20 protein-coding genes and 5 tRNA genes are annotated in these 19418 nt (G+C 63.7%); 8 read left to right on the top strand and 17 right to left on the bottom strand.

All coding sequences use genetic code 11. The features are described 5' to 3' along the window. Positions 1-50 precede the first annotated feature (50 nt). Positions 51-935 (bottom strand): LysR substrate-binding domain-containing protein, encoded by an 885-nt coding sequence (locus AB5Y53_RS09885; protein WP_039039086.1) that lies wholly within the window; start codon positions 933-935, stop codon positions 51-53. Positions 936-1038: 103 nt separating this feature from the next. Here AB5Y53_RS09885 and AB5Y53_RS09880 point away from each other — a divergent pair, with 103 nt between their 5' ends. The 4 genes from AB5Y53_RS09880 (at position 1039) to AB5Y53_RS09865 (ending at position 5334) form a co-directional block, all read left to right on the top strand. Then, positions 1039-2019, top strand: a complete 981-nt coding sequence (locus tag AB5Y53_RS09880; RefSeq protein WP_069651447.1) for a TDT family transporter — start codon at positions 1039-1041, stop codon at positions 2017-2019. A gap of 220 nt (positions 2020-2239) precedes the next feature. Beyond that, positions 2240-3229, top strand: a complete 990-nt coding sequence (locus tag AB5Y53_RS09875) for a lipid A biosynthesis (KDO)2-(lauroyl)-lipid IVA acyltransferase (protein WP_368181858.1) — start codon at positions 2240-2242, stop codon at positions 3227-3229. 154 nt (positions 3230-3383) lie between these two features. After that, positions 3384-4379: a lipid A biosynthesis acyltransferase gene (locus AB5Y53_RS09870; protein ID WP_029314477.1), complete on the top strand. Its 996-nt coding sequence runs from the start codon at positions 3384-3386 to the stop codon at positions 4377-4379. A 94-nt stretch (positions 4380-4473) separates the two neighbouring features. Further along, positions 4474-5334 carry a PA4780 family RIO1-like protein kinase gene (locus AB5Y53_RS09865; protein ID WP_029314478.1) on the top strand — a complete coding sequence of 287 codons (861 nt, stop codon included), beginning with the start codon at positions 4474-4476 and terminating at the stop codon, positions 5332-5334. 60 nt (positions 5335-5394) lie between these two features. Here AB5Y53_RS09865 and AB5Y53_RS09860 read toward each other — a convergent pair whose 3' ends face one another. Further along, positions 5395-6273, bottom strand: a complete 879-nt coding sequence (locus tag AB5Y53_RS09860; protein ID WP_368181857.1) for a pirin family protein — start codon at positions 6271-6273, stop codon at positions 5395-5397. Positions 6274-6512: 239 nt separating this feature from the next. On the opposite strand from AB5Y53_RS09860, the gene AB5Y53_RS09855 reads away from it, so the two are divergent. Continuing rightward, positions 6513-8915: a DNA polymerase II gene (locus AB5Y53_RS09855; protein ID WP_368181856.1), complete on the top strand. Its 2403-nt coding sequence runs from the start codon at positions 6513-6515 to the stop codon at positions 8913-8915. Between the two features lie 144 nt (positions 8916-9059). Here AB5Y53_RS09855 and AB5Y53_RS09850 read toward each other — a convergent pair. The 7 genes from AB5Y53_RS09850 to AB5Y53_RS09820 form a co-directional block, all read right to left on the bottom strand. Beyond that, positions 9060-9136 (bottom strand) — tRNA-Val (locus tag AB5Y53_RS09850). Between the two features lie 35 nt (positions 9137-9171). Then, positions 9172-9248: transfer RNA gene (locus tag AB5Y53_RS09845), tRNA-Val, on the bottom strand. 37 nt (positions 9249-9285) lie between these two features. Further along, positions 9286-9362: transfer RNA gene (locus AB5Y53_RS09840), tRNA-Val, on the bottom strand. A 17-nt stretch (positions 9363-9379) separates the two neighbouring features. Next, a tRNA-Val gene (locus tag AB5Y53_RS09835) sits at positions 9380-9456 on the bottom strand. Between the two features lie 11 nt (positions 9457-9467). Then, positions 9468-9544, bottom strand: a tRNA-Val gene (locus tag AB5Y53_RS09830). Positions 9545-9738: 194 nt separating this feature from the next. After that, positions 9739-11118, bottom strand: coding sequence for an MATE family efflux transporter (locus AB5Y53_RS09825; protein ID WP_368181855.1), 1380 nt, complete (start codon positions 11116-11118; stop codon positions 9739-9741). 151 nt (positions 11119-11269) lie between these two features. Then, a complete protein-coding gene (locus AB5Y53_RS09820; protein WP_010674629.1) occupies positions 11270-11476 on the bottom strand; it encodes a YaeP family protein in 207 nt (68 codons plus the stop codon). 133 nt (positions 11477-11609) lie between these two features. Here AB5Y53_RS09820 and AB5Y53_RS09815 point away from each other — a divergent pair, with 133 nt between their 5' ends. Both AB5Y53_RS09815 and AB5Y53_RS09810 read left to right on the top strand, forming a co-directional pair. Then, complete coding sequence (locus tag AB5Y53_RS09815) at positions 11610-12221, top strand: riboflavin synthase subunit alpha (RefSeq protein WP_368181854.1); 612 nt, start codon at positions 11610-11612, stop codon at positions 12219-12221. A gap of 102 nt (positions 12222-12323) precedes the next feature. Next, positions 12324-12614, top strand: coding sequence for a YciI family protein (locus AB5Y53_RS09810; RefSeq protein WP_029314482.1), 291 nt, complete (start codon positions 12324-12326; stop codon positions 12612-12614). 78 nt (positions 12615-12692) lie between these two features. Here AB5Y53_RS09810 and AB5Y53_RS09805 read toward each other — a convergent pair whose 3' ends face one another. From AB5Y53_RS09805 to AB5Y53_RS09790, 4 genes are all read right to left on the bottom strand, one after another. Next, a complete protein-coding gene (locus AB5Y53_RS09805) occupies positions 12693-12896 on the bottom strand; it encodes a CPXCG motif-containing cysteine-rich protein (protein ID WP_005336871.1) in 204 nt (67 codons plus the stop codon). 130 nt (positions 12897-13026) lie between these two features. Continuing rightward, the gene (hxpB, locus tag AB5Y53_RS09800; RefSeq protein WP_042014370.1) at positions 13027-13686 is read right to left on the bottom strand and encodes a hexitol phosphatase HxpB; all 660 of its coding nucleotides are present in this window, start codon (positions 13684-13686) and stop codon (positions 13027-13029) included. Between the two features lie 128 nt (positions 13687-13814). Further along, on the bottom strand, positions 13815-14993 hold the full coding sequence (gene purT / locus AB5Y53_RS09795) for a formate-dependent phosphoribosylglycinamide formyltransferase (protein ID WP_041215222.1): 1179 nt from the start codon (positions 14991-14993) through the stop codon (positions 13815-13817). Between the two features lie 73 nt (positions 14994-15066). Then, on the bottom strand, positions 15067-15957 hold the full coding sequence (locus AB5Y53_RS09790) for a DMT family transporter (RefSeq protein WP_041211382.1): 891 nt from the start codon (positions 15955-15957) through the stop codon (positions 15067-15069). Positions 15958-16183: 226 nt separating this feature from the next. On the opposite strand from AB5Y53_RS09790, the gene AB5Y53_RS09785 reads away from it, so the two are divergent. After that, complete coding sequence (locus tag AB5Y53_RS09785) at positions 16184-16771, top strand: FMN-dependent NADH-azoreductase (RefSeq protein ID WP_039039094.1); 588 nt, start codon at positions 16184-16186, stop codon at positions 16769-16771. A gap of 95 nt (positions 16772-16866) precedes the next feature. Here the strand turns inward: AB5Y53_RS09785 and AB5Y53_RS09780 are convergent, their stop codons facing one another. The 4 genes from AB5Y53_RS09780 to AB5Y53_RS09765 all read right to left on the bottom strand — a co-directional run bounded on the left by AB5Y53_RS09780 (position 16867) and on the right by AB5Y53_RS09765 (position 19246). Further along, positions 16867-17046: a hypothetical protein gene (locus tag AB5Y53_RS09780; RefSeq protein WP_041215220.1), complete on the bottom strand. Its 180-nt coding sequence runs from the start codon at positions 17044-17046 to the stop codon at positions 16867-16869. 161 nt (positions 17047-17207) lie between these two features. Then, complete coding sequence (locus AB5Y53_RS09775; RefSeq protein WP_043155974.1) at positions 17208-17396, bottom strand: DUF4250 domain-containing protein; 189 nt, start codon at positions 17394-17396, stop codon at positions 17208-17210. Continuing rightward, on the bottom strand, positions 17393-17863 hold the full coding sequence (locus tag AB5Y53_RS09770) for a MarR family winged helix-turn-helix transcriptional regulator (protein ID WP_010674639.1): 471 nt from the start codon (positions 17861-17863) through the stop codon (positions 17393-17395). Before AB5Y53_RS09770 ends, AB5Y53_RS09775 begins: the two co-directional genes overlap by 4 nt. Before the next feature lie 150 nt (positions 17864-18013). After that, a complete protein-coding gene (locus tag AB5Y53_RS09765; protein ID WP_201969019.1) occupies positions 18014-19246 on the bottom strand; it encodes a UPF0149 family protein in 1233 nt (410 codons plus the stop codon). Positions 19247-19418: the final 172 nt, after the last annotated feature.

The raw sequence follows: 19418 nt of genomic DNA, 5'->3' as shown, positions 1-19418 counted from the left end.
GCTGAACGACAAGGGCGCCAATGGCGCCCTTGTTGCATCCGAAGGGTGTCTCACGCCAGGGTCTGGGCGCGGCAGAAGGCCAGGAAGCGGCGCAGGGCGGCGGAGTGGAACTTCTGCTTGTGCCAGACGAGGGAGAGCTGGCGTGGGAAGCGGCGACTCGGGGTGAGGGCCACCAGGCGCCCCTGTGCCAGTCGGTCTGCCACCGCGAGGCGGGAGATGAAGGAGATGCCGAGCCCCTTCTCCACCGCCAGCATCACCGCCTCCAGGGTATTGAGCTCTATCCCCGCCTGCCAGCGGGGCAGGTGAGGCTGGAGCTGCTGCTCGAACTGCTCGCGGCTGCCGGATTGCGCCTCGCGCAGCACCCAGGTTTCCCCGGCAAGCCGGCGCAGGGGCAGCTCGAGCTGATCCGCCAGGGGGTGACCGGGGGCGGCGATGATGAGCATCTCGTCCTCCAGCCAGGGTTCGCTCACCAGGTCCGGGTGGTGGTTCTCCCCCTCGATGAGGGCGAGATCCAGTTCGAAGTGGGCAAGGGCATGGCACAGGAGGTGGGTGTTGGCGATGGTGACCCTGGGGGCGGCCCCCAGCTCCTGGGCCCCCTCCGCCAGCAGGGCGGGCAGCAGGTAGTTGCCGATGGTCTGGCTGGCCCCGAGGTGCAGCTGGCCGCTCGGCTCGGCATCGGGGCTGAAGAGCTGCTCTATCTCCTGCATCCGGGTCAGCAGCTCCTCGGCGGCCGGTTGCAGCAGGCGCCCCTCGCTGTTGAGCTGGAGCCTCGGGTGCACCCGGTCGAACAGGGGCGTGGCGAGCTGGCGCTCCAGCTCCTGCAGCGACTGGGAGACGGCCCCCTTGCTCAGGCAGAGTTCATTGGCGGCGCCCCCCAGGTTGCCGTGGCGGGCGATGGTGGCAAACACCTTGAGTTGTTGCAGGGTGAGCTTCATATCGTTTGATTTTCCTAAACGCTAAGTTCAATTCATTTAGATATCGTAAACGATAGACCCCCTTTATCCTATGCCCATCGTCATCATCAAGAGGGTATCCGCCATGATCGCAAGAACCCGCCGCTCCCTGGCCGCCGCCCCGACCCCCATGGCCGGTCTGGCACTCGGGATCGCCAGCCTCGGCTGGTGCTGGGAAAATGCCGGTCAGTTCGATGGCCGTCTGCAACTGCTGGGGGCCGCCATCGCCGCCGTGCTGCTCCTCGTCCTGACCTTCAAGTTTCTGATCCACCCGCGCCTGCTGTGGCAGGATCTCGCCCATCCCGTGGTGGGCAGCGTGGTGCCCACCTACGCCATGGGGACCATGGTGGTCTCCAAGGCGGTCGGCCTGCTCGCCCCGACCCTGGGGCAGGGGCTCTGGCTGTTTGCGGTCGTCGTCCACCTCGTCTTCCTCGCCACCTTCGTCTGGCACAGGGCCAAAGCGTTTGAAATCCATCACATGGTGCCGAGCTGGTTCGTGCCGCCGGTGGGGATCATCGTGGCTGACGTGGCCTACCCGGGCGGTCCCTTCGCATCCCTGGCCACCGGCCTGCTCTGGTTCGGCATGGCCTGTTACGGCCTGATGCTGCCGCTGATGCTCTATCGCCTCATCTTCAGCCACGAGGTGCCGGATGCCGCCAAGCCCACCATCGCCATCCTGGCCGCCCCGGCGAGCCTGTCGCTGGCCGGCTACCTCACCGTGAGCCAGGATCCCTCCCTGCTGCTGGTGGCGGTGCTGCTCGGGATCGCCGTGCTGATGACCGGCATCATCTACCTGGCCTTCATCAAGCTGCTGCGCCTGCCGTTCTCGCCGGGTTACGCCGCTTTCACCTTCCCCCTGGTGATCGGGGCCACCGCCCTGTTCAAGGTGAGTCACCTGCTGTCGCAGTGGCCACAGGCGGCCCGCTATGCCGAGCAGCTCCATCAGCTGGCCTATCTGGAGCTGGGGGTGGCCACCCTGGTGGTGGGTTACGTGGCCCTGCGTTATCTGATGTTCTTCCTGCCGGCGGTGCAGGATGACCTGCCGGGGCAGCCCGCACGCCGCTAGGCACAAGGTTTTCTTACCCCCTCGTCATCGACCCCGCCCGTGCGGGGTCTGCCGTTCGTGATGCAGTGAAACAGAGAGGAATCAAATGAAGCAGATTATTTTTGTCAATCCGTGAAGTGGCTTAAATAGTTGCCCATACAGGCGACATTCAGTTGGCGTTAACTGGTAATACCTGTCACGATGCGCGCCACTTTATCTTCCCATTGTTTTGTCGTGCCCCATGTCCTCATCTGATCCCGTGTTTGACGCCCGATTCCAGCCTCGTCTGCTGCACCCCCGTTACTGGTTGAGCTGGCTCGCCCTCGGTGCCATCGGTGTGCTCGCCTTCGTTCCTCCGCGCTGGCGGGATCGCCTGGCCGATGCTCTGACGCCCCTGGTATGCGCCATCTCGAAGAAGCAGATCTACATCGCCAGGACCAACCTCGCCATCTGCTTCAAGGAGAAGAGCGAGGCCGAGCGGGAGTCCATCCTGATGACCTCCATCCGGGTCGGCCTCAAGAGCCTGCTGGGCTTTGGCGAGTTCACCTGGCGCAGCCCCGCCCACGTGATGGGGCGGATCCAGGTCAGCGGCTGGGAACATATCGAGGCGGAGCAGGCCGCTGGCCGACCGGTGATCCTGGTGGTGCCCCACAGCTGGCCCATCGACGCGGCGGGCTACTACTTCGCCCAGCGGGGCCTGCCCATGTGCACCATGATGAAGAGCGCCCGCAACCCGGTGTTCGACTGGCACATCAACGGCGCGCGGGCCCGGCACGGCTGCCGCGTCTATGAGCGCAGCGCCGGCATCAAGCCGGTGATCAAGGCGGTGAAATCCGGTCTGAGCTTCTTCTATCTGCCGGATCAGGATCACGGCCGGGAGGCGAGCCTGTTCGCCCCCTTCTTCAACCACCCCAAGGCGACGTTGCCGGCCCTGCCACGGCTGGTGAAGCTGACCGGTGCCCGGGCCCTGCCGGTGCTGGCCTGCTATGACGAGCAGGCGCACGGCTACCGGCTGGAGGTCGAGGCTCCCTACGCCGACTACCCGAGCGCGGATCTGATGGCGGATACCTGCCGCATGAACGACAGCGTGGAGCGCCAGCTCTGCCGCCACCCGGGCCAGTACATGTGGTTCCTCAAGATCTTCGACACCCGTGAGGATCAGGTGGGGCCGGATGGCCTCTACGAAGAGGGGATCCGGCGCATCCGCCGGGGCCTTGCTCCTCATCCCTGAGCCTTGCGCTCACCCGGTGCAAAAATGTGGCCCCAAGCGGGCCACTTTTTATTTCTAACTTGTCTGATCAGTGACTTGGCGCGGTGGCGCTGTGCAGGGCAGGGTAGAAAAAGTTGTCAGGATCACTAAAATGACGGTCTGTTTTGATGATTCGATGGCGACCATGTCCGCACAAGATCCGGTGTTTGATACCTCTTTTCATCCGCGCCTGCTGCACCCCCGTCTATGGGGCAGCTGGCTGGCCGTCGCCCTGCTCTCCCTGCTGGCCTGGGTGCCGGCAAGGGCACGGGACAAGCTGGCCGACTACCTGGCCCCCCTGCTGCTGCGCGTCTCCAGGAAGCAGGCCTACATCGCCGACACCAACCTCAAGATCTGCTTCCCCCATCTCGACGAGGCGGGCCGTCAGGCCCTGCTGCTGAAATCCATCCGGGTGGGGCTCAAGACCTTCCTGGGCTTTGGCGAGCTGACCTGGCGCAGCCCCGACTTCCTCAAGGGGCGCGTCAAGGTGAGCGGCTGGGAGCACGTGGAAGCGGAGCGGGCAGCCGGTCGCCCCATGATCTTCGTGGTGCCCCACACCTGGGCGGTGGACATGATTGGCCGCTACTTCCCCCTGCAGGGGATCAAGATGTGCACCATGATGAAAAGCCCCAAGGATGCGGTGTTCGACTGGTATATCAACCGCGAGCGCAGCAAGGGCGGGCGTATCTACGAGCGCAGCGTCGGCATCAAGCCCGCCATCAAGGCCCTGCGCAGCGGCGACAGCTTTTTCTATCTGCCGGATCAGGATCACGGCCGGGAGGCGAGCCTCTTCGTGCCCTTCTTCAACCACCCCAAGGCGACCCTGCCGGCCCTGCCCAAGCTGGTGAAGCTGACCGGTGCCCGCGCCGTGCCCATTCTGGCCTGCTACGACGAGGACGAGGGGTGCTACCGGCTGGAGATCGAGGCGCCGTTCGACCCTTATCCCACCGCGGATCTGGTGGCGGACGTCAACCAGATGAACCGCATGGTGGAGCAGCAGCTTGGCCGCTTCCCCGAGCAGTACATGTGGTTTCTCAAGATCTTCGAAACCCAGGAGCACGATCAGGGCGAGGACGGTCTCTACGAGGCGGGGATCCGCCGCATCCGCCAGGGGCTGCCACCGGAACCTTGATCGACACGGCCCCCTTGCGGGCCGTTTCTGACAGGGGTGGCAGGCCACCAGCAAACAGGTGCAAACAAGGTGCAAATAGGGTAAAAGGGCGGTCATGAAAATTCCAAATCGAATCCAACCTCTGGTTGATGACGGCCTGGTGGACGATGTCATCAGCCGGCTGATGAGCGGCAAAGAGGCCGACGTCTATGTGGTGCGCTGCGGCGACGAGATCCGCTGCGCCAAGGTCTACAAAGAGGCGTCAAAGCGCAGCTTCAAGCAGGCCGTGGTCTATCAGGAAGGGCGACGGGTGCGCAGCAGCCGCGATGCCCGCGCCATGGAGAAGGGCTCCAAGTACGGTCGCAAGCAGCACGAAGAGGTGTGGCAGAACACCGAGGTGGATGCCCTGTTCAAGCTGGCGGCGGCCGGGGTGCGGGTGCCCAGGCCCTATGTCTGCCTCGATGGCGTGCTGCTGATGGAGCTCATCACCGACGCCGACGGCAACGTCGCTCCCCGTCTCAACGACGTGGCCCTGACCCGTGAGCAGGCTCTGGTGGATCATGGCAAGGTGATCCGCTACGTGGTGCGCATGCTCTGCGCCGGGCTCATTCACGGGGATCTCTCGGAGTTCAACGTGCTGGTGGACGAAGAGGGGCCCGTCATCATCGACCTGCCCCAGGTGGTGGATGCCGCCGCCAACAACCAGGCCAGGGCCATGCTGGAGCGGGATGTCGACAACATGCGCAACTACTACGGCATGTATGCCCCCGAGCTGCTCAAGACCCGGTATGCCCGGGAGATGTGGTCCTTGTTCGAGGATGGCAAGCTGGGCCCCGAGACCGAGCTCACCGGCCTGTTCGAAGAGAGCCGGGAGGCCATCGATCTGGATGGCGTGCTGCACGAGATAGAGAGTGCCCAGGAGGAGGCCATGGCCCGCCGGGCCAGGTTGCAGGCGGAGCAGGAAGAGGAGTCCTGACGGGCCTTCATCCCAATCAACAAGAGCGCCATGGGCGCTCTTTTGTTTTGGAACCCTGGCTCAGAGCCCGGTCAGGGGCGGCGCCTTGAGACGAGGCCCCTGGTAACCCGTCACCTCGCCAAAGCGCGGATGACCGCTCTCCCAGTCGGCGGCGGCGGTGCGAATGGCCTCCTTGTCGACGCTCACGAAGTTCCACCAGATCTGCAGCGGTCTGGGCAGGGGCTCGCCGCCGATGAGCAGCAGCCGGGCACCCGGGCGCAGGGTCAGCACCACCTCCCGGTTGCCGGGGGGCAGGTAGAGCAGCTGCTCCGGGGCCAGGACCTCCCCTGCGACGATGGTCTCCCCCGCGAGGGGAAAGAGGCCGTGCTCGAAGGCGGGATCCAGGGGGAGGGTGAGCTCGCCTCCCTCGGGGGCGTGCAGATCCAGCCCCAGAATGGGGGAGAAGTGCAGGGTGGGGGCGCGCCGGCCGCCGTGCTCGCCGATGAGCAGGGTGAGGGTGATCTCCCCTTGCTGCCAGCGGGGGAGCGTCGGGTAGTGATCGAAGCGGGGCGGGGTATGCTGATCCGCCTCGGGCAGGGCTATCCAGAGCTGGGCGGCGTGCAGATCGGGCTGGTTCGGGACCGACTCCTCGGTGTGGGCGATGCCCCGTCCTGCGGTCATCAGGTTCACTTGCCCCGGACGGATCACCTGCTTGCTGCCCAGGCTGTCCCGGTGGAGGATCTCCCCCTCCAGCATCCAGGTGAAGGTCTGCAGGGCGATGTGGGGGTGGGGCCCCACATCCATGCCGGGGGCGCCGGGGGCAAAGCGGGTCGGGCCGATATGGTCGAGAAAACACCAGGGCCCGATGGTGCGCCGCTCCTTGACCGGGATGGCGCGAGCCACCGGGATGCCGCCCACATCGGTGAGGCGGGAGGCAATGCGTTGCCACTGTTGTGTCATGGGGTGCTCCTTGTCGAGGAAAGGGTTGGCGCGCGCGCAGGCCGCAGCGTCTGCCGGGAGTTGGACATGCCGTCTCGCCCGGTGCCGGTGAGTGATGCCGAGGTTACTATGCCCCAATCCGGCGCCGGATGGCAAAGGCGGGGCACAGCGCCTGCCCTGAGGGCCCAGCCCGGCAATTGCAGCCGGGTACTGTATGAACGTACAATAGTCCCATCCCACTCTTGAGCCCGACCACCTGCATGACCGACATCCAGCCCTTCTCTCCCGTGACCCCGCCGCTCGACGGCTTCATCCTGACCCGCCATGGTCGGGATGTGCAGGGGCGTACCGAGATCGTGATGTGGCTCTGGAGCGCACAGGGGCCGGTACGGGTGGTGGTGCCGGGGCAGGAGCCGGTCTTCTTCCTGCCGGAACGCCACCTGGAGGAGGCGGCAGAGCTCTTCAAGGGGGCCGGAGTGAGGGGGCGTTTTCGCCGCCTCCCCATGCACACCTTCGAGGGGAGCCGGGTGGTGGGCTGCTACTTTGCCACCCTGAGCGCCTTTCACCGCGCCATCGAGCTGCTGCTCATCCGTGGTTTGGAGCACTTTGAGGCGGATATCCGCCTGCCCGAGCGCTTTCTCATGGAGCGCTTCATCACCGCCGGGATGCGCTTTGACGGCAAGGCGAGGCGCAAGGGGGGCAGGCAGGGTTACTGGGAGGTAAACGAGGCGCGCTGTGCGCCGCAGGCGGTGACGCCGACCCTCTCCTGGGTCTCCCTGGACGTGGAGTGCGCCATGGATGGCACTCTCTTCTCGGTGGGGCTTCATAGCGAAGAGGACGCGCGGGTCATCATGATTGGTGCCCCGGAGCCGGACTCGCAGGACTGGGAGACCCCCGTCGAGTGGGTGGCGGACGAGCCAGCCCTGCTCGCTGCCCTGGAGGGCTGGTTCAGCCTGCACGATCCCGATCTCGTCATCGGCTGGAACGTGGTGAATTTCGACTTTCGCCTGCTGCTGCGCCGCGCCGAACTCCACAAACGGCGGTTGCGGCTCGGGCGCGGGCGGGAGCTCTGCTTCTGGCGCTCGTCCCGAAACGACCCCCAGAGCGGCAACGTCATCATCCCGGGGCGCATGGTGCTGGACGGCATCGATACCCTCAAGAGCGCCACCTGGCAGTTCCCGAGCTACAGCCTGGATGCGGTGGCGAGCGAGCTGCTCGGGCGGGGCAAGGACATCGAGGACGTGGCCAACCGGGGGGAGAAGATCACCGAGCTGTTCCACTCCGACAAGGAGGCGCTGGCCCGCTACAACCTGGAAGATTGCAGGCTGGTGTGGGAGATTTTCGATTTCTGCCACCTCATCCCCTTCGCCATCGAGCGCGCCTCCCTCACCGGTCTTGAGCTCGACCGGGTGGGCGGGTCGGTGGCGGCGTTCACCAACCTCTATCTGCCACGGCTGCACCGCGGTGGCTATGTGGCGCCCAACCTGCCGGCAGACGGCGGGCTCGCAAGCCCCGGCGGCTATGTGATGGACTCCAAGCCGGGGCTCTATCGCCACGTGCTGGTGCTCGACTTCAAGAGCCTCTATCCCAGCATCATCCGCACCTTCTGCATCGACCCCATGGGGCTGGTGGAGGGGCTCAAACACCCGGATAACGCCATTCCAGGCTTTCGCGGCGCCCTGTTCTCCCGAACCCGCCACTTCCTGCCGGATCTCATCGCCACCCTCTGGGCGGCGCGGGATCGGGCCAAGGCCGCTAGTAACAAGGCCCTCTCCCAGGCCATCAAGATCATCATGAACTCCTTCTACGGGGTGTTGGGGTCGGGGGGTTGCCGCTTCTACGACCCGAGGCTCGCCTCCTCCATCACCTTGCGGGGCCACGGCATCATGCAGCAGACCCGGGAGTGGATAGAGGCAGAAGGGTTCGAGGTGATCTATGGGGATACCGACTCCACCTTCGTGCACCTGGGGAGCGATATCCGTCTCGAACAGGCGGACGAGATTGGCCAGCGACTGGCGAAGATGATCAACGACAACTGGGCCGCGCTGATCAGGCGGGAGTTCGACCTGCCGAGCCATCTGGAGATCCAGTACGAGACCCACTACCGCCGTTTCCTGATGCCCACCATTCGCGGGCTGGAGAAGGGAAGCAAGAAACGCTATGCGGGACTGGTGGGCGAAGGGGAAGGGGAGCACCTGGTGTTCAAGGGGCTGGAGACGGTGCGCACCGACTGGACACCCCTTGCCAAGGCATTCCAGACCCGGCTCTACGAAATGGTGTTCCACGACCAGGATCCCAGCAGCTATGTGCGCACCATGGTGGACGAGACCCGGGCGGGCCGTCACGACGATCTGCTCATCTACCGCAAGCGGCTGCGCCAGAAACTCGAAGAGTATCAGAAGAACGTGCCGCCCCATGTGCGGGCCGCGCGCCTGGCGGATGAGGAGAACCTGCGCCGCGGCCTGCCCCAGCGCTATCAGCACAGGGGCACCATCGCCTACCTGATGACCCTGAACGGCCCAGAGCCTTTGGAGTACCGGCGCAGCGCCGTCGACTACGAGCACTACATCGACAAGCAGCTCAGGCCCATCGCCGACGCCATCCTTCCCTTTGTGGGGGAGTCGTTCGAGCGGATCTGCGGCCAGCAGCTCGATCTCTTCTGACAATGCGAGGTAAACGCGGCGGCCATGGCACGACAATGGCGGCCCGCGGGCCAGAGGGAACAGAGGGAGGCAGAGGACGGGGGAGAACGGGTGTCAGAGCGGAGCAATGCAAAAAGCCCGCTCGAGGAGCGGGCTTTTCTAATCTGGTGCGTCCTAGTGGATTCGAACCACCGACCCCCACCATGTCAAGGTGATGCTCTAACCAGCTGAGCTAAGGACGCAGGGTGCGCAAGGCGACTTTGTATTTGCAGGAGAGTGGTGGGTTTAATTGGATTCGAACCAACGACCCCTACCATGTCAAGGTAGTGCTCTAACCAACTGAGCTATAAACCCACATCAAATTCATATCTGCAATTTATTCAAACTGTTATGGTGCGTCCTAGTGGATTCGAACCACCGACCCCCACCATGTCAAGGTGATGCTCTAACCAGCTGAGCTAAGGACGCATAACAGGGTTTCGTGATGGTGCGTCCTAGTGGATTCGAACCACCGACCCCCACCATGTCAAGGTGGTGCTCTAACCAGCTGAGCTAAGGACGCATCACGAAAAGTGGTGGGTTTAATTGGATTCGAACCAACGACCCCTACCATGTCAAGGTAGTGCTCTAACCAACTGAGCTATAAACCCACTTCATAAACCGGGCTGAAGACCCGTTTTATCCCGCCAGCACTGCTGGCGTGGTCGGCATACTACCCATGGCCCCCAAGGCTGTCAACAAGGGACATGCACAAAGGAGACTGTTTGCCCAGTTCTTGTGCAGCCTGTTGATTTTACAGGCGAGCCGCCCCAAAAGTGCGGCTCCCCGTGCCCCTGGCCGCGCCCTATTGCGCCCGGGAGAGGGCGGTGCAGGCCGCGGGGCTGGCGAAGCGGCCGTAGATGATGCGCAGCCGCGCGCCCAGCATCAGGGCGGCGGAGGTGAGACCGACGATGAAGCCTATCCAGAAGCCCTGCGGGCCCATGCGCGGTACCACCCAGTCGGTCAGCCCCAGGATCATGCCGGTGGGCAGACCCAGCCCCCAATAGGCGACGATGGTGACGTAGAAGATGGCCTGGGTGTCCTTGTAACCGCGCAGGGCCGCCGCGGCCACCACCTGCACCGAGTCGGAGATCTGGTAGATGGCGGCGAAGAAGAGCAGGGTGGCGGCGAGGCCGATCACCTGCAGGTCGTCGGTGTAGATCCCCGCGATGGGGTCGCGCAGCAGCACGGTGAGGGCGGCGGTCGCGGCGGCGACGCCCATGCCCAGCATCAGGCCGGTGCGGGCGGCGACCCTGGCCTGATCCGGTTGACCTTCCCCTATGTTGTGACCGACCCGGATGGTCACGCCGACACCGATGGACAAGGGCAGCATGAAGACAAGGCTGGAGAAGTTGAGCGCAATCTGGTGACTCGCCACCGTCTCCGCACCGAAGGGGGCCAGCATCAGGGCCACCACGGTAAACAGGGTCACCTCGCAGAAGATGGCCATGGCGATGGGAAACCCCAGGCGAAACAGGCGCCAGATCCGGCTGCCGTTGGGGCGTGCCAGCTGGGCGAACAGGTTGATGCGCTTGAAGTGGGCAGAGCACTTCACATAGACGATCATCGCCAGCAGCATGGCCCAGAGCACGATGGCAGTGGCCACGCCGCAGCCGACGCCGCCGAGTTTCGGCATGCCAAAGTGGCCGTGAATGAAGATGTAGTTGGCGGGGATGTTGACCGCGAGCCCCACGAAACCGATAACCATGGTCGGCATGGTGTGGGAGAGCCCCTCACTGAAGTTGCGCAGCACCTGGAACATCACGAAGGCGGGCAGGCCCCACAGGATGGCGTGCAGGTAGCCGGCAGTCTTGGCCGCCATGACGGGATCCACATCCATGAACTGCAGTGCCAGGGGGCTGAAGTAGAGTGCCACCATGGCGATGGGCGTGACGATGAGGGCGAGCCAGAAGCCCTGGTGCACGGCGGGGCGCACCTCATCCTGCTTGCGGGCGCCGTTGAGCTGGGAAACGATGGGGGTGAGGGCCATGATGATGCCCTGCACCAGCAAGATGATCGGCAACCAGAAGCTGGACGCCACCGACACGGCGGCCAGATCCACGGCGCTCACCTGTCCCGCCATCACGGTATCGACGAAGTTCATGGCGATCTGGGCCACCTGGGCGACCAGAATGGGGCTGGCTAGTCGAACGAGCTGCTTCGCCTCGGACCAATAACGTTGCACTGACACCTCCGAGTGGATCAGATAAAAGAGAAAGAGCGGGCAAGAGAGATGGGCTTTTGCCTCCTCGTCCTGAGGAGACAAAATGCGGGGGTGTCATTCTAGCCTGAAAAACCGCCAACGGGGAAGGTCGGCGGCAGATTTGTAGCCGGGATCAGGCGTCTTCGTGATCGCTGATCAGCAGGTTGGCCGCGGCATAGGCCGCCTGCTCGCGCAGATCCGCCGGTACCCGCTCGTCGGAGGCCACGGCGTTGAGCGCCCGTATGCTGGCGGCAATGGCCTGGGGCACATAACCCTGCTCACCGGAGCCAATCTGGTTGTAGGCGATGCGAATGGCTTCACAGCATTGATATACCTGCATTTTTGTTTCCTCGTTCAGTCTGGATTGATTGGGGTCACTATAGCGATCGCGCTTCTCCTTGTCAGCCGGCACCCTTGTCTTGCAAGGTGGCCGGGGGTAACCTGCCGACAATTTTCACAGCCTGGAGAGACTCATGTTCACCGGCATCGTACAAGGGACCGCCGAACTGGTGGCCATCGATTCACTGCCCAATTTTCGCACCCACGTGATCCGCATGCCGAGCCCGGCCTGGGGCGAGGGGCTGGCCCTGGGGGCCTCGGTGGCCCACAACGGCTGCTGCCTGACCGTCACCCGAGTGGAGGGGGATCTGGTCAGCTTCGATCTGATGCAAGAGACTCTGCGCCTCACCAACCTTGGACAACTGGTGGTGGGTGACAAGGTCAACGTGGAGCGGGCCGCCCGCTTTGGGGACGAGATTGGCGGCCATGCCATGTCCGGCCACATCATGGGGACGGCCGAGGTGACCTCGGTCATCGACACCCCCAACAACCGCCAGGTGTGGTATCGCCTCGATCCTGCGCTCATGAAGTACGTGCTGACCAAGGGCTACATCGGCATCGACGGCATCAGCCTCACCGTGGGCGAGGTGCGCGCCAGCGAGTTCTGCGTCAACCTGATCCCCGAGACCCTGGCCCGCACCAACCTGGGCTGGGTCAAGGCCGGCTGGCGGACCAACATCGAGATTGATCCCCAGACCCAGGCCATCGTCGACACGGTGGAGCGGTTGCTGGCGGCGCGCCAGTAACCACCTGAGCGTTGCCCCCAGGGTACGAAGAGGAGGGCGGCATCACGGGAAAGGTGCCCTCTTGTGGAAGAGGCACCGCCCCAGAGCCTTGGAGACTTCTCTATGTTTGTCGTGACATTGACTTATGTGAAACCGCTGGCGGAGATCGATGCCCTGATCCCGGCCCACATTGCGTGGCTGGAGCGGCAGTATGCCGCAGGCCATTTTCTGGCGTCCGGGCGTCGGGTACCCCGAGTCGGGGGCGTCATACTGGCGCAGGGAGTGAGCCGAGACGCCCTGGAGGCGATGCTGGCAGAGGATCCCTTCAAGCAGGCAGAGGCGGCCGATTATCAGGTGGTGGAGTTTGTTCCGACCATGACGTCGGCGAAGGCGGCGTGCTTGAGGGAGGCGTGATCCAGCCTGACGATGGCACCAGAACAAACGGGACCCACAGGGTCCCGTTTGTTTTTGTCTGTGTCTGGACAGGGGGATTCAGAACAGCTGCTCGTCGTCGGCATCCACGAAGAGTTGCAGGCAGTCGCGGGCTTCATCCCGGTGCAGCCGCAGGTGGATGGGGTTGCAGCAGGCCATGCAATCTTCGTAGAACTCCTGATCCCCCTGGCTGGCATCCAGCTCGACCCGGGTGTGGTGGCCGCAGTGGGGGCAGACGATACGCTTGCTGGTGTATTCGATCATGGTGACCTCCTCGGGCCCGTGGGCCGTCTCTGTGCTCCTGCTGATTCTAGTCGCCACAGGGCGGCGCAACCGCGAGCAAGCGCACGTTTATGAGCGGGATCAAGGGAGGCTGGAGGTCAGTCCGTGTTGCCTACTTGACCCAGCCGGCCAGCATCTCTGCGTTCAGCTCGGCAAGAGAGCGCAGCTCGTGGTTGGCGATGACCAGACGGGGATCGCCGACCAGTGCCGGGTCCGGCACGATCAGCGCCGTCATGGAGGCTGCCTTGGCTGCCAGCAGGCCGGTGAAGCTGTCCTCGATGGCGAGACAGTGCACAGGCTCGACGCCGAGCTTCTCGGCGGCGTGGATATAGACATCCGGGTGGGGTTTGCCAAAGCGCTCCACCTCGGCGGAGTGGACCGCCATGAAACGGTCCTGGATACCGAGTTTGCCAAGCACCGCCTCGACCATGGCAAACGGTGAGGAGGTGGCGAGCCCGATCTTGAGCCCTTGGGCCTCGATGAGGTCGAGGGCTTCCAGCACCCCGGCCTTGGGCTGTCCCTCTTGCAGGATGAGCGCGATCACCTGATCCAGAATGCGCTGTACCACCTCTTCCTGGCTGGGGCTGCTCCAGGGGCGGATCCGGTACCAGTGGGCCACCAGCTGATCGATGCGCACCCCTATGGTGGAGTTGCAGTCCTCCTCGGTGTGGAAGTGGCCCAGTTCGGCGAAGACGGCCATCTGTGCCCGTTGCCAGAAGGGTTCCGAGTCGATCAGAACACCATCCATATCGAAGATCACGGCAGTTAACATCTTGTACTCCTGACATAGGTGAAGGGGGGATTATAAGCCCGGTGCTTCAATGGGAAAGGGGCAGTCACCTGCCCCTTGCGCCGGATCACGCAGATAAACGTTTGTTTTTGCGTGGTAAAGCGGAGTGCCTAGAACAGTACCTCGACTTGGGCTGCCACCGTCTTGGCCTGCTCCACGGCTTCCTGGCAATCCTGCCCACGGGCGAGCGCCACCCCGAGGCGACGACGACCGGCGATCTCCGGCTTGCCAAAGAGACGCAACTGGGCACCCGGCACCAGGGCCAGTGCCTCGCCAATCCCCTGATAGCGGATATCCTGGCTGTGGCCTTCCCGCAGCACCACGGCAGAGGCGCTCGGACCGTACTGGGTGATGGTGCCGACGGGCAGCCCCAGGATGGCGCGCACGTGCAGGGCGAACTCGGAGAGATCCTGGGAGATCAGGGTCACCATGCCGGTGTCGTGGGGGCGGGGGGAGACTTCGCTGAACCACACCTCGTCACCCCTGATGAAGAGCTCGACCCCGAACAGACCGTAGCCGCCAAGGGCTTCGACCACCTTGGCCGCCACCTCCTTGGAGCGGGCCAGGGCCAGCTCGCTCATGGCCTGGGGCTGCCAGGATTCGCGGTAGTCGCCATCCTCCTGACGATGGCCGATAGGCTCGCAGAAGTGGATGCCATCGACGGCGCGCACCGTGAGCAGGGTGATCTCGTACTCGAAAGGAACGAAGCCTTCGACAATCACCTTGCCACGACCGGCACGGCCCCCCTCCTGGGCATAGGTCCAGCTTTCATCCAGCCTGGCGAGGTCGCGCAGCAGGCTCTGCCCCTTGCCGGAGGAGCTCATCACCGGTTTTACCACGCAGGGCAAGCCGATGGCCTCGACGGCGGCCACAAACTCCTCCTTGCTCTGGGCAAAGCGGTAGGCAGAGGTGGGCAGTCCCAGAGTTTCGGCGGCGAGGCGACGGATCCCCTCCCGGTTCATGGTGAGCTGGGTGGCGCGGGCATTGGGCACCACCTTGACCCCTTCCTGCTCGAGGGCGGCCAGGGTGTCGGTGGCGATGGCTTCAATCTCGGGGATGATGAGGTCGGGCTTGACCTCGGCCACCAGGGCGCGCAGGGCGGCACCATCCAGCATGTCCAGCACGCGGGCCTGGTGGGCCACCTGCATGGCGGGGGCGTTGGCATAGCGGTCGGCGGCGATCACCTCGATACCGAGCCGCTGCAGCTCGATGGCGACCTCCTTGCCGAGTTCGCCTGATCCCAGCAGCAGGGCGCGGGTCGCAGTGGGGCGGGTGGCGGTTCCAAACATCTGATCTCTCCTGAGGTCGGTGGTCAGCAGGGCTGATCCGGGTGAGCAAAAAAAGAGGTACGCATGGCGTACCTCAGGAAGTGGGTGGGTGGGCGCGCTGCTCCAGATGGGTGAGCAGGGTGATGGCGCCGATGATGATGGCCGCCCCCAGCCACAAGCGACCGGGGGGCGCCCAGCCAAATACCAGCCAGCCGGCCAGCACGTTCATGGGCAGCTTGGCAAAATCAAAAGGTTGCACGAAGGAGGCCTCCGCCACGCTGTAGGCGCGGGCGATGGACATCTGGGCCAGTGCCGACAGTACGCCCGAGGCGGCCACCAGCAGCCACTGGGTTTCGCTCGGCCACTGCCATTCAGGGATCGCCAGCATGGCGTTGAACGGGGTGCTGAAGACGAGCAGGTAGACGACGATGGTGTGGGACGACTCGCTGGCTGCCTGATAGCGCACCAGCAAGGAGTAGCCTGCCCAGAAGAGGGCGGCCGCCACCGGCAGCAGGGAGGCCAGGGTGAAGTCGTCGGTCCAGGGTGCCAGGATCAGCATGGCGCCCACAAACCCCGCCAGGGTCGCGAGAATGCGGGCCCGGCTCACTTGCTCTTTGAGAAAGAGGGCTGATCCCAGGGTGGCAAACAGGGGGGAGGTCATCAAGAGCGCGATCCCCTGCCAGATGGGGACGGGGACCGCCAGTGCCCAGAGCCAGAACTGGATGCCGGTCACCGCAAGGGCGACCCGCAGCAGGTGCAGGCGCAGCTGGTTCGTCATCAGGGACTGGCGCAGACCGTGGCGCACCAGCCAGGGCAGCAGGCAGACCAGGGCGATCAGATATTGGTGAAAGGCGACCTGGGTCGAGGGTAGGCCGAGCGTGAAGCTGACATACTGGCTCAGGCTGTTGACGGCGGCGAAGCAGAGGCCTGCCACCATCATCCAGACGGCGCCGGCAAAGGGGGAGTGCCTGCGGGAGGAGGTCATGAGATCCGGATCACGTACAAAAAGTGCGGCGGATCATAACGGCAATCGTTTGTCATGCCAAGGGTGTGGAGTTTGATGAGCCCCTCTCTGCCGAGGAAATGCACAGACATCAAATTTTTTGAATGACTTGAGCATCTATTTTCGCTATCAGGCTTTAATGCCAATCTTTATAGTGACCTCCATCGACAGCCTGGCTGTTCAATTGACAATCAAATGGAGTTTCACCATGGCCAATATCCTCGTTCTGAAGTCCAGCATCCTGGGCCAGTATTCCCAATCCAACGCCCTGATCGACGGCTACCTGGCCGAGCGCCAGGGTGACACCATCCAGGTACGCGATCTGGCGACCCTGAACCTGCCGGTGCTGGACGGCGAACTGGCCATGGGCCTGCGTGGTGGCGAGAACCTGAACGAGCGTCAGCAAGCGGTGCTGGCCCAGTCCGACGAGCTGGTCGCCGAGCTCAAGGCGAGCGATCTGGTGATCATCGCGGCCCCCATGTACAACTTCAACATCCCGACCCAGCTGAAAAACTGGATCGATCTGGTGGCCCGTGCCGGCGTAACCTTCCGTTATACCGAGACCGGTCCGGTCGGCCTGGTGGAGAACACCCGCGCCCTGGTGGTCAGCCCCCGTGGCGGCATGCACGTGGGCAATGCCACCGATCTGGTGACCCCCTACATGCGTACCGTGCTGGGCTTCATCGGCATCAACGAAGTGGACTTCATCTATGCCGAAGGCATGGGCATGGGGCCGGAGGCGCAAGCCAAGGGGATCGAGCAGGCCAAGGAGCAGCTGGAAACCCTGGCTTACTGATGCCACTCGGGGTCTTGGCCCCCAGTATCCTGAAACAACAACGCAGCCCTCGGGCTGCGTTGTTGTTTTTGGGCAGGCATCACGCTCTGGCGTCGTTATTCGCGCAGGAAGTGGCGGCAGCCGCTGCCGACCATCAGAAAGACCGCCACGAGGGAGGCCAGCAGCAGGGTGGTGAGCCACTGCTCGGCGCTGCTGGGGACCTGGGGGAGGAAGAGGCTGATCACCAGCAATGTGCAGAGGGTGATCAGGCTGGTTGGTCGAATGAGGCGCATCATGGGTCATCCTTGGCTGCGGGTGGTGAACGAGAGGCTAACCGCAGTCTGTGACAACAAGATGTATCCATACCTCTTGCGAACATCAACTGACCGGGTAGCCACCACCTTAGCAGCTTTTGCCGACGGAGCCAGCGGCATGGGTCGGGTTGTGATCCGGATCCCTATCTGAACTGCTTCTGATCTTCCTGATAGTGGAAATCGCCGCTGGCCAGCCTGGCGACCAGGGCCTCCTTGTCGAGATCCTGCGCCCGGCAGAGATCATCGAGATCCTCGTAGTGATCACGCAGCTGCATGTTGACCAGGCTCAGCAGCATGTTGACATCCATGGTGGCAAAGTTGTTCAGCTTCATGAGGGTTGCTCGTTGTCCAGCAGGTGAAGTTGTTCGATGGCATCGCTGACGCTCTGCAGGTGCAGGCGAATGCTCTGACGCGCCTCGGCCGGCAGATAGTCGGTGAGGGTGTGCTGCCAGCTTCCCGCCTCCGTCTTGAGCTGCTGGAACAGGGTGAGCCCCGCCGGGGTGAAGGAGACCAGGCTGATGCGCTTGTCCTGCACGCTGTTCTCGGTGAACAGGATGCCTTTCTCCACCAGACGATGGATCTCGCGGGAAATCCGTACCTTGTCCATGCCGCTCGCCTCCACCAGCTCCTTCTGGCTGATGGGGTAGTGGGGGCCGAGCACCATCATCAGGCGCCACTGGGGCACGGTGAGTTGGTACCGCTGCTGATAAAACTGTTCAAAGGTATCGCGCACCATCTCAGCGGCGTGAACCAGCTGATAAGGAGGGTAGTGCGCGAGCAGCTCAATGATCTTCGACATATGACATCCTGCTGTGGCGGCTGCATCGGGTGCAGTTTCTCTTGATACTTTGGCCTTGATGATACGTAACACAGGGGCATTTGTCTGACCAGTCACCAGAAAAATGTGCGTTTGCGCACGTGTTCTGTCATCGAATCGGCAATTGGGGTCTCAACTGGCCTGCTTGCCCGCACTCTTTCGCAGCCATATCAAGGCGTTGTGGGTCAGCCAGGCCTCGCGACTCTGCAAGGCGTAGAGCGCCGCCTCGTCACGGCTGCCTCCCTGCCAGCGGCGAGGCTCCTGCTTGGGCAAGCGGCGCTGGCCCAGCAAAGTGGCGGGCACATGGGGATTGACCCTCATTGCCGCCGCCAGATGAGGGCGCGCCGCCGTTTCCCCTTCGCAGACAAAGCTCATCAAGGCCTTGTTGTAGAGCAGCCAGCAGGAGGCTTCATCAAAGCGCACCAGCAGTTGTTGCAGGGCATCCCACTCCCCTTGCCAGGCATAGAGGGTGGAGAGGGGGTGGCGGCAAGCGGGCTCGTCGGCGCGGCAGAGGGCGAGCAGGGACAGGTACTCATCCCGTGCCTGCCCAAGCTGCCCAAGTCGCAGCAGGCAATCTGCTCGACCGGCCCTGGCCGCGATCAGAGGGCGTGCCTCGGGGACCTGCCAGCCATGGCCCGCGTGGGCTTGCCAGAATGCCTCATCGAACAGGAGGTTGGCATCGGCAATGATGCGCTCGAACCAGCCAAGGCGAGGGAGGGGATCGCGGCTCTCTGCCGCCAGCTCGAACCACTGCTGCCACTGGCGAGTCTGCTCGTTGTCCAGGGACGGGCTCTCTTCAGGCTCGGCCTCGTAGTGATCCTGGCCGAGCAGGAGGTTGAGGGCCGTCTTCATCTGCTGGCGTTGACGCTTGCAAAAATCGAGGAAGGGGAGCTCGCTGGCCGCAGCCTGGTGCAGCATCATGGCCATGGGCTTGTCGCGAAACAGGCAGAGCTCGGCCACCAGGCTGAAGCGATGGCGGGTCGCCGGATCGTTCAGATCGGTCGGCGCCGGCCAGCAGGCCACCCCCTGACTGAAGCCATAGCTCCATTGGCCCAGAGGATGGCGCTTGTCAAACACCTGCTCCGGGTTGTCGGTAGAGAGGCGACATTGGCTCGGCAGGGCCAGCTGCGCGTCGTCGGCCTGGGCTTCCAGCTCGGCAATCAGGTGATGCAGCGCCTCGGCACTCTTCTCGTCCAGCGCTGCATCATGAGGCAGCAGGCCGGCCAGCGGATCTTGCCAGTCGGGGGCCACGGGCCCCGTCAGACGGGCGCACAGGAAGCCGTGCAGGGCGGGGTAACTCATCTCCTGCTGGCTGTGGGTCTGGATCCATTGATTGAGATGACGGGTACGAGTGGCTGGGTTCATCGACGCTTCCTCTGGATTTGACGGCCGCGAAGTCTACCTAAAAGTGGGGTTATTTGCAGCAAAGGGGGAACTGAATGCTGCTAATATCGTCAATCTGGCCGCCCGGGAGCGGGAAAAGAGGTCAGACACAGGGGGGAGGGGCTAGGTCCTGCTGCCGCTCTGGGGTAACATG

This window comes from Aeromonas sp. R7-5 (assembly GCF_040908015.1).
GTDB lineage: Bacteria > Pseudomonadota > Gammaproteobacteria > Enterobacterales > Aeromonadaceae > Aeromonas > Aeromonas caviae.
Note: the sequence above shows the minus strand (reverse complement) of the source record. Positions and strands in the feature narration are given on the sequence as shown.

Bases quoted from the DNA above. Each gene is read 5' to 3' on its own strand.
- AB5Y53_RS09785 (WP_039039094.1), top strand. From the start codon at position 16,184: ATGGCCAATATCCTCGTTCTGAAGTCCAGCATCCTGGGCCAGTATTCC.
- AB5Y53_RS09860 (WP_368181857.1), bottom strand. From the start codon at position 6,273: ATGACACAACAGTGGCAACGCATTGCCTCCCGCCTCACCGATGTGGGC.
- AB5Y53_RS09870 (WP_029314477.1), top strand. From the start codon at position 3,384: ATGGCGACCATGTCCGCACAAGATCCGGTGTTTGATACCTCTTTTCAT.
- AB5Y53_RS09885 (WP_039039086.1), bottom strand. From the start codon at position 935: ATGAAGCTCACCCTGCAACAACTCAAGGTGTTTGCCACCATCGCCCGC.
- AB5Y53_RS09775 (WP_043155974.1), bottom strand. From the start codon at position 17,396: ATGAAGCTGAACAACTTTGCCACCATGGATGTCAACATGCTGCTGAGC.
- AB5Y53_RS09790 (WP_041211382.1), bottom strand. From the start codon at position 15,957: ATGACCTCCTCCCGCAGGCACTCCCCCTTTGCCGGCGCCGTCTGGATG.
- hxpB (WP_042014370.1), bottom strand. From the start codon at position 13,686: ATGTTAACTGCCGTGATCTTCGATATGGATGGTGTTCTGATCGACTCG.
- AB5Y53_RS09880 (WP_069651447.1), top strand. From the start codon at position 1,039: ATGATCGCAAGAACCCGCCGCTCCCTGGCCGCCGCCCCGACCCCCATG.
- AB5Y53_RS09855 (WP_368181856.1), top strand. From the start codon at position 6,513: ATGACCGACATCCAGCCCTTCTCTCCCGTGACCCCGCCGCTCGACGGC.
- AB5Y53_RS09780 (WP_041215220.1), bottom strand. From the start codon at position 17,046: ATGATGCGCCTCATTCGACCAACCAGCCTGATCACCCTCTGCACATTG.
- AB5Y53_RS09810 (WP_029314482.1), top strand. From the start codon at position 12,324: ATGTTTGTCGTGACATTGACTTATGTGAAACCGCTGGCGGAGATCGAT.
- purT (WP_041215222.1), bottom strand. From the start codon at position 14,993: ATGTTTGGAACCGCCACCCGCCCCACTGCGACCCGCGCCCTGCTGCTG.
- AB5Y53_RS09875 (WP_368181858.1), top strand. From the start codon at position 2,240: ATGTCCTCATCTGATCCCGTGTTTGACGCCCGATTCCAGCCTCGTCTG.
- AB5Y53_RS09865 (WP_029314478.1), top strand. From the start codon at position 4,474: ATGAAAATTCCAAATCGAATCCAACCTCTGGTTGATGACGGCCTGGTG.
- AB5Y53_RS09770 (WP_010674639.1), bottom strand. From the start codon at position 17,863: ATGTCGAAGATCATTGAGCTGCTCGCGCACTACCCTCCTTATCAGCTG.
- AB5Y53_RS09815 (WP_368181854.1), top strand. From the start codon at position 11,610: ATGTTCACCGGCATCGTACAAGGGACCGCCGAACTGGTGGCCATCGAT.
- AB5Y53_RS09805 (WP_005336871.1), bottom strand. From the start codon at position 12,896: ATGATCGAATACACCAGCAAGCGTATCGTCTGCCCCCACTGCGGCCAC.
- AB5Y53_RS09820 (WP_010674629.1), bottom strand. From the start codon at position 11,476: ATGCAGGTATATCAATGCTGTGAAGCCATTCGCATCGCCTACAACCAG.
- AB5Y53_RS09765 (WP_201969019.1), bottom strand. From the start codon at position 19,246: ATGAACCCAGCCACTCGTACCCGTCATCTCAATCAATGGATCCAGACC.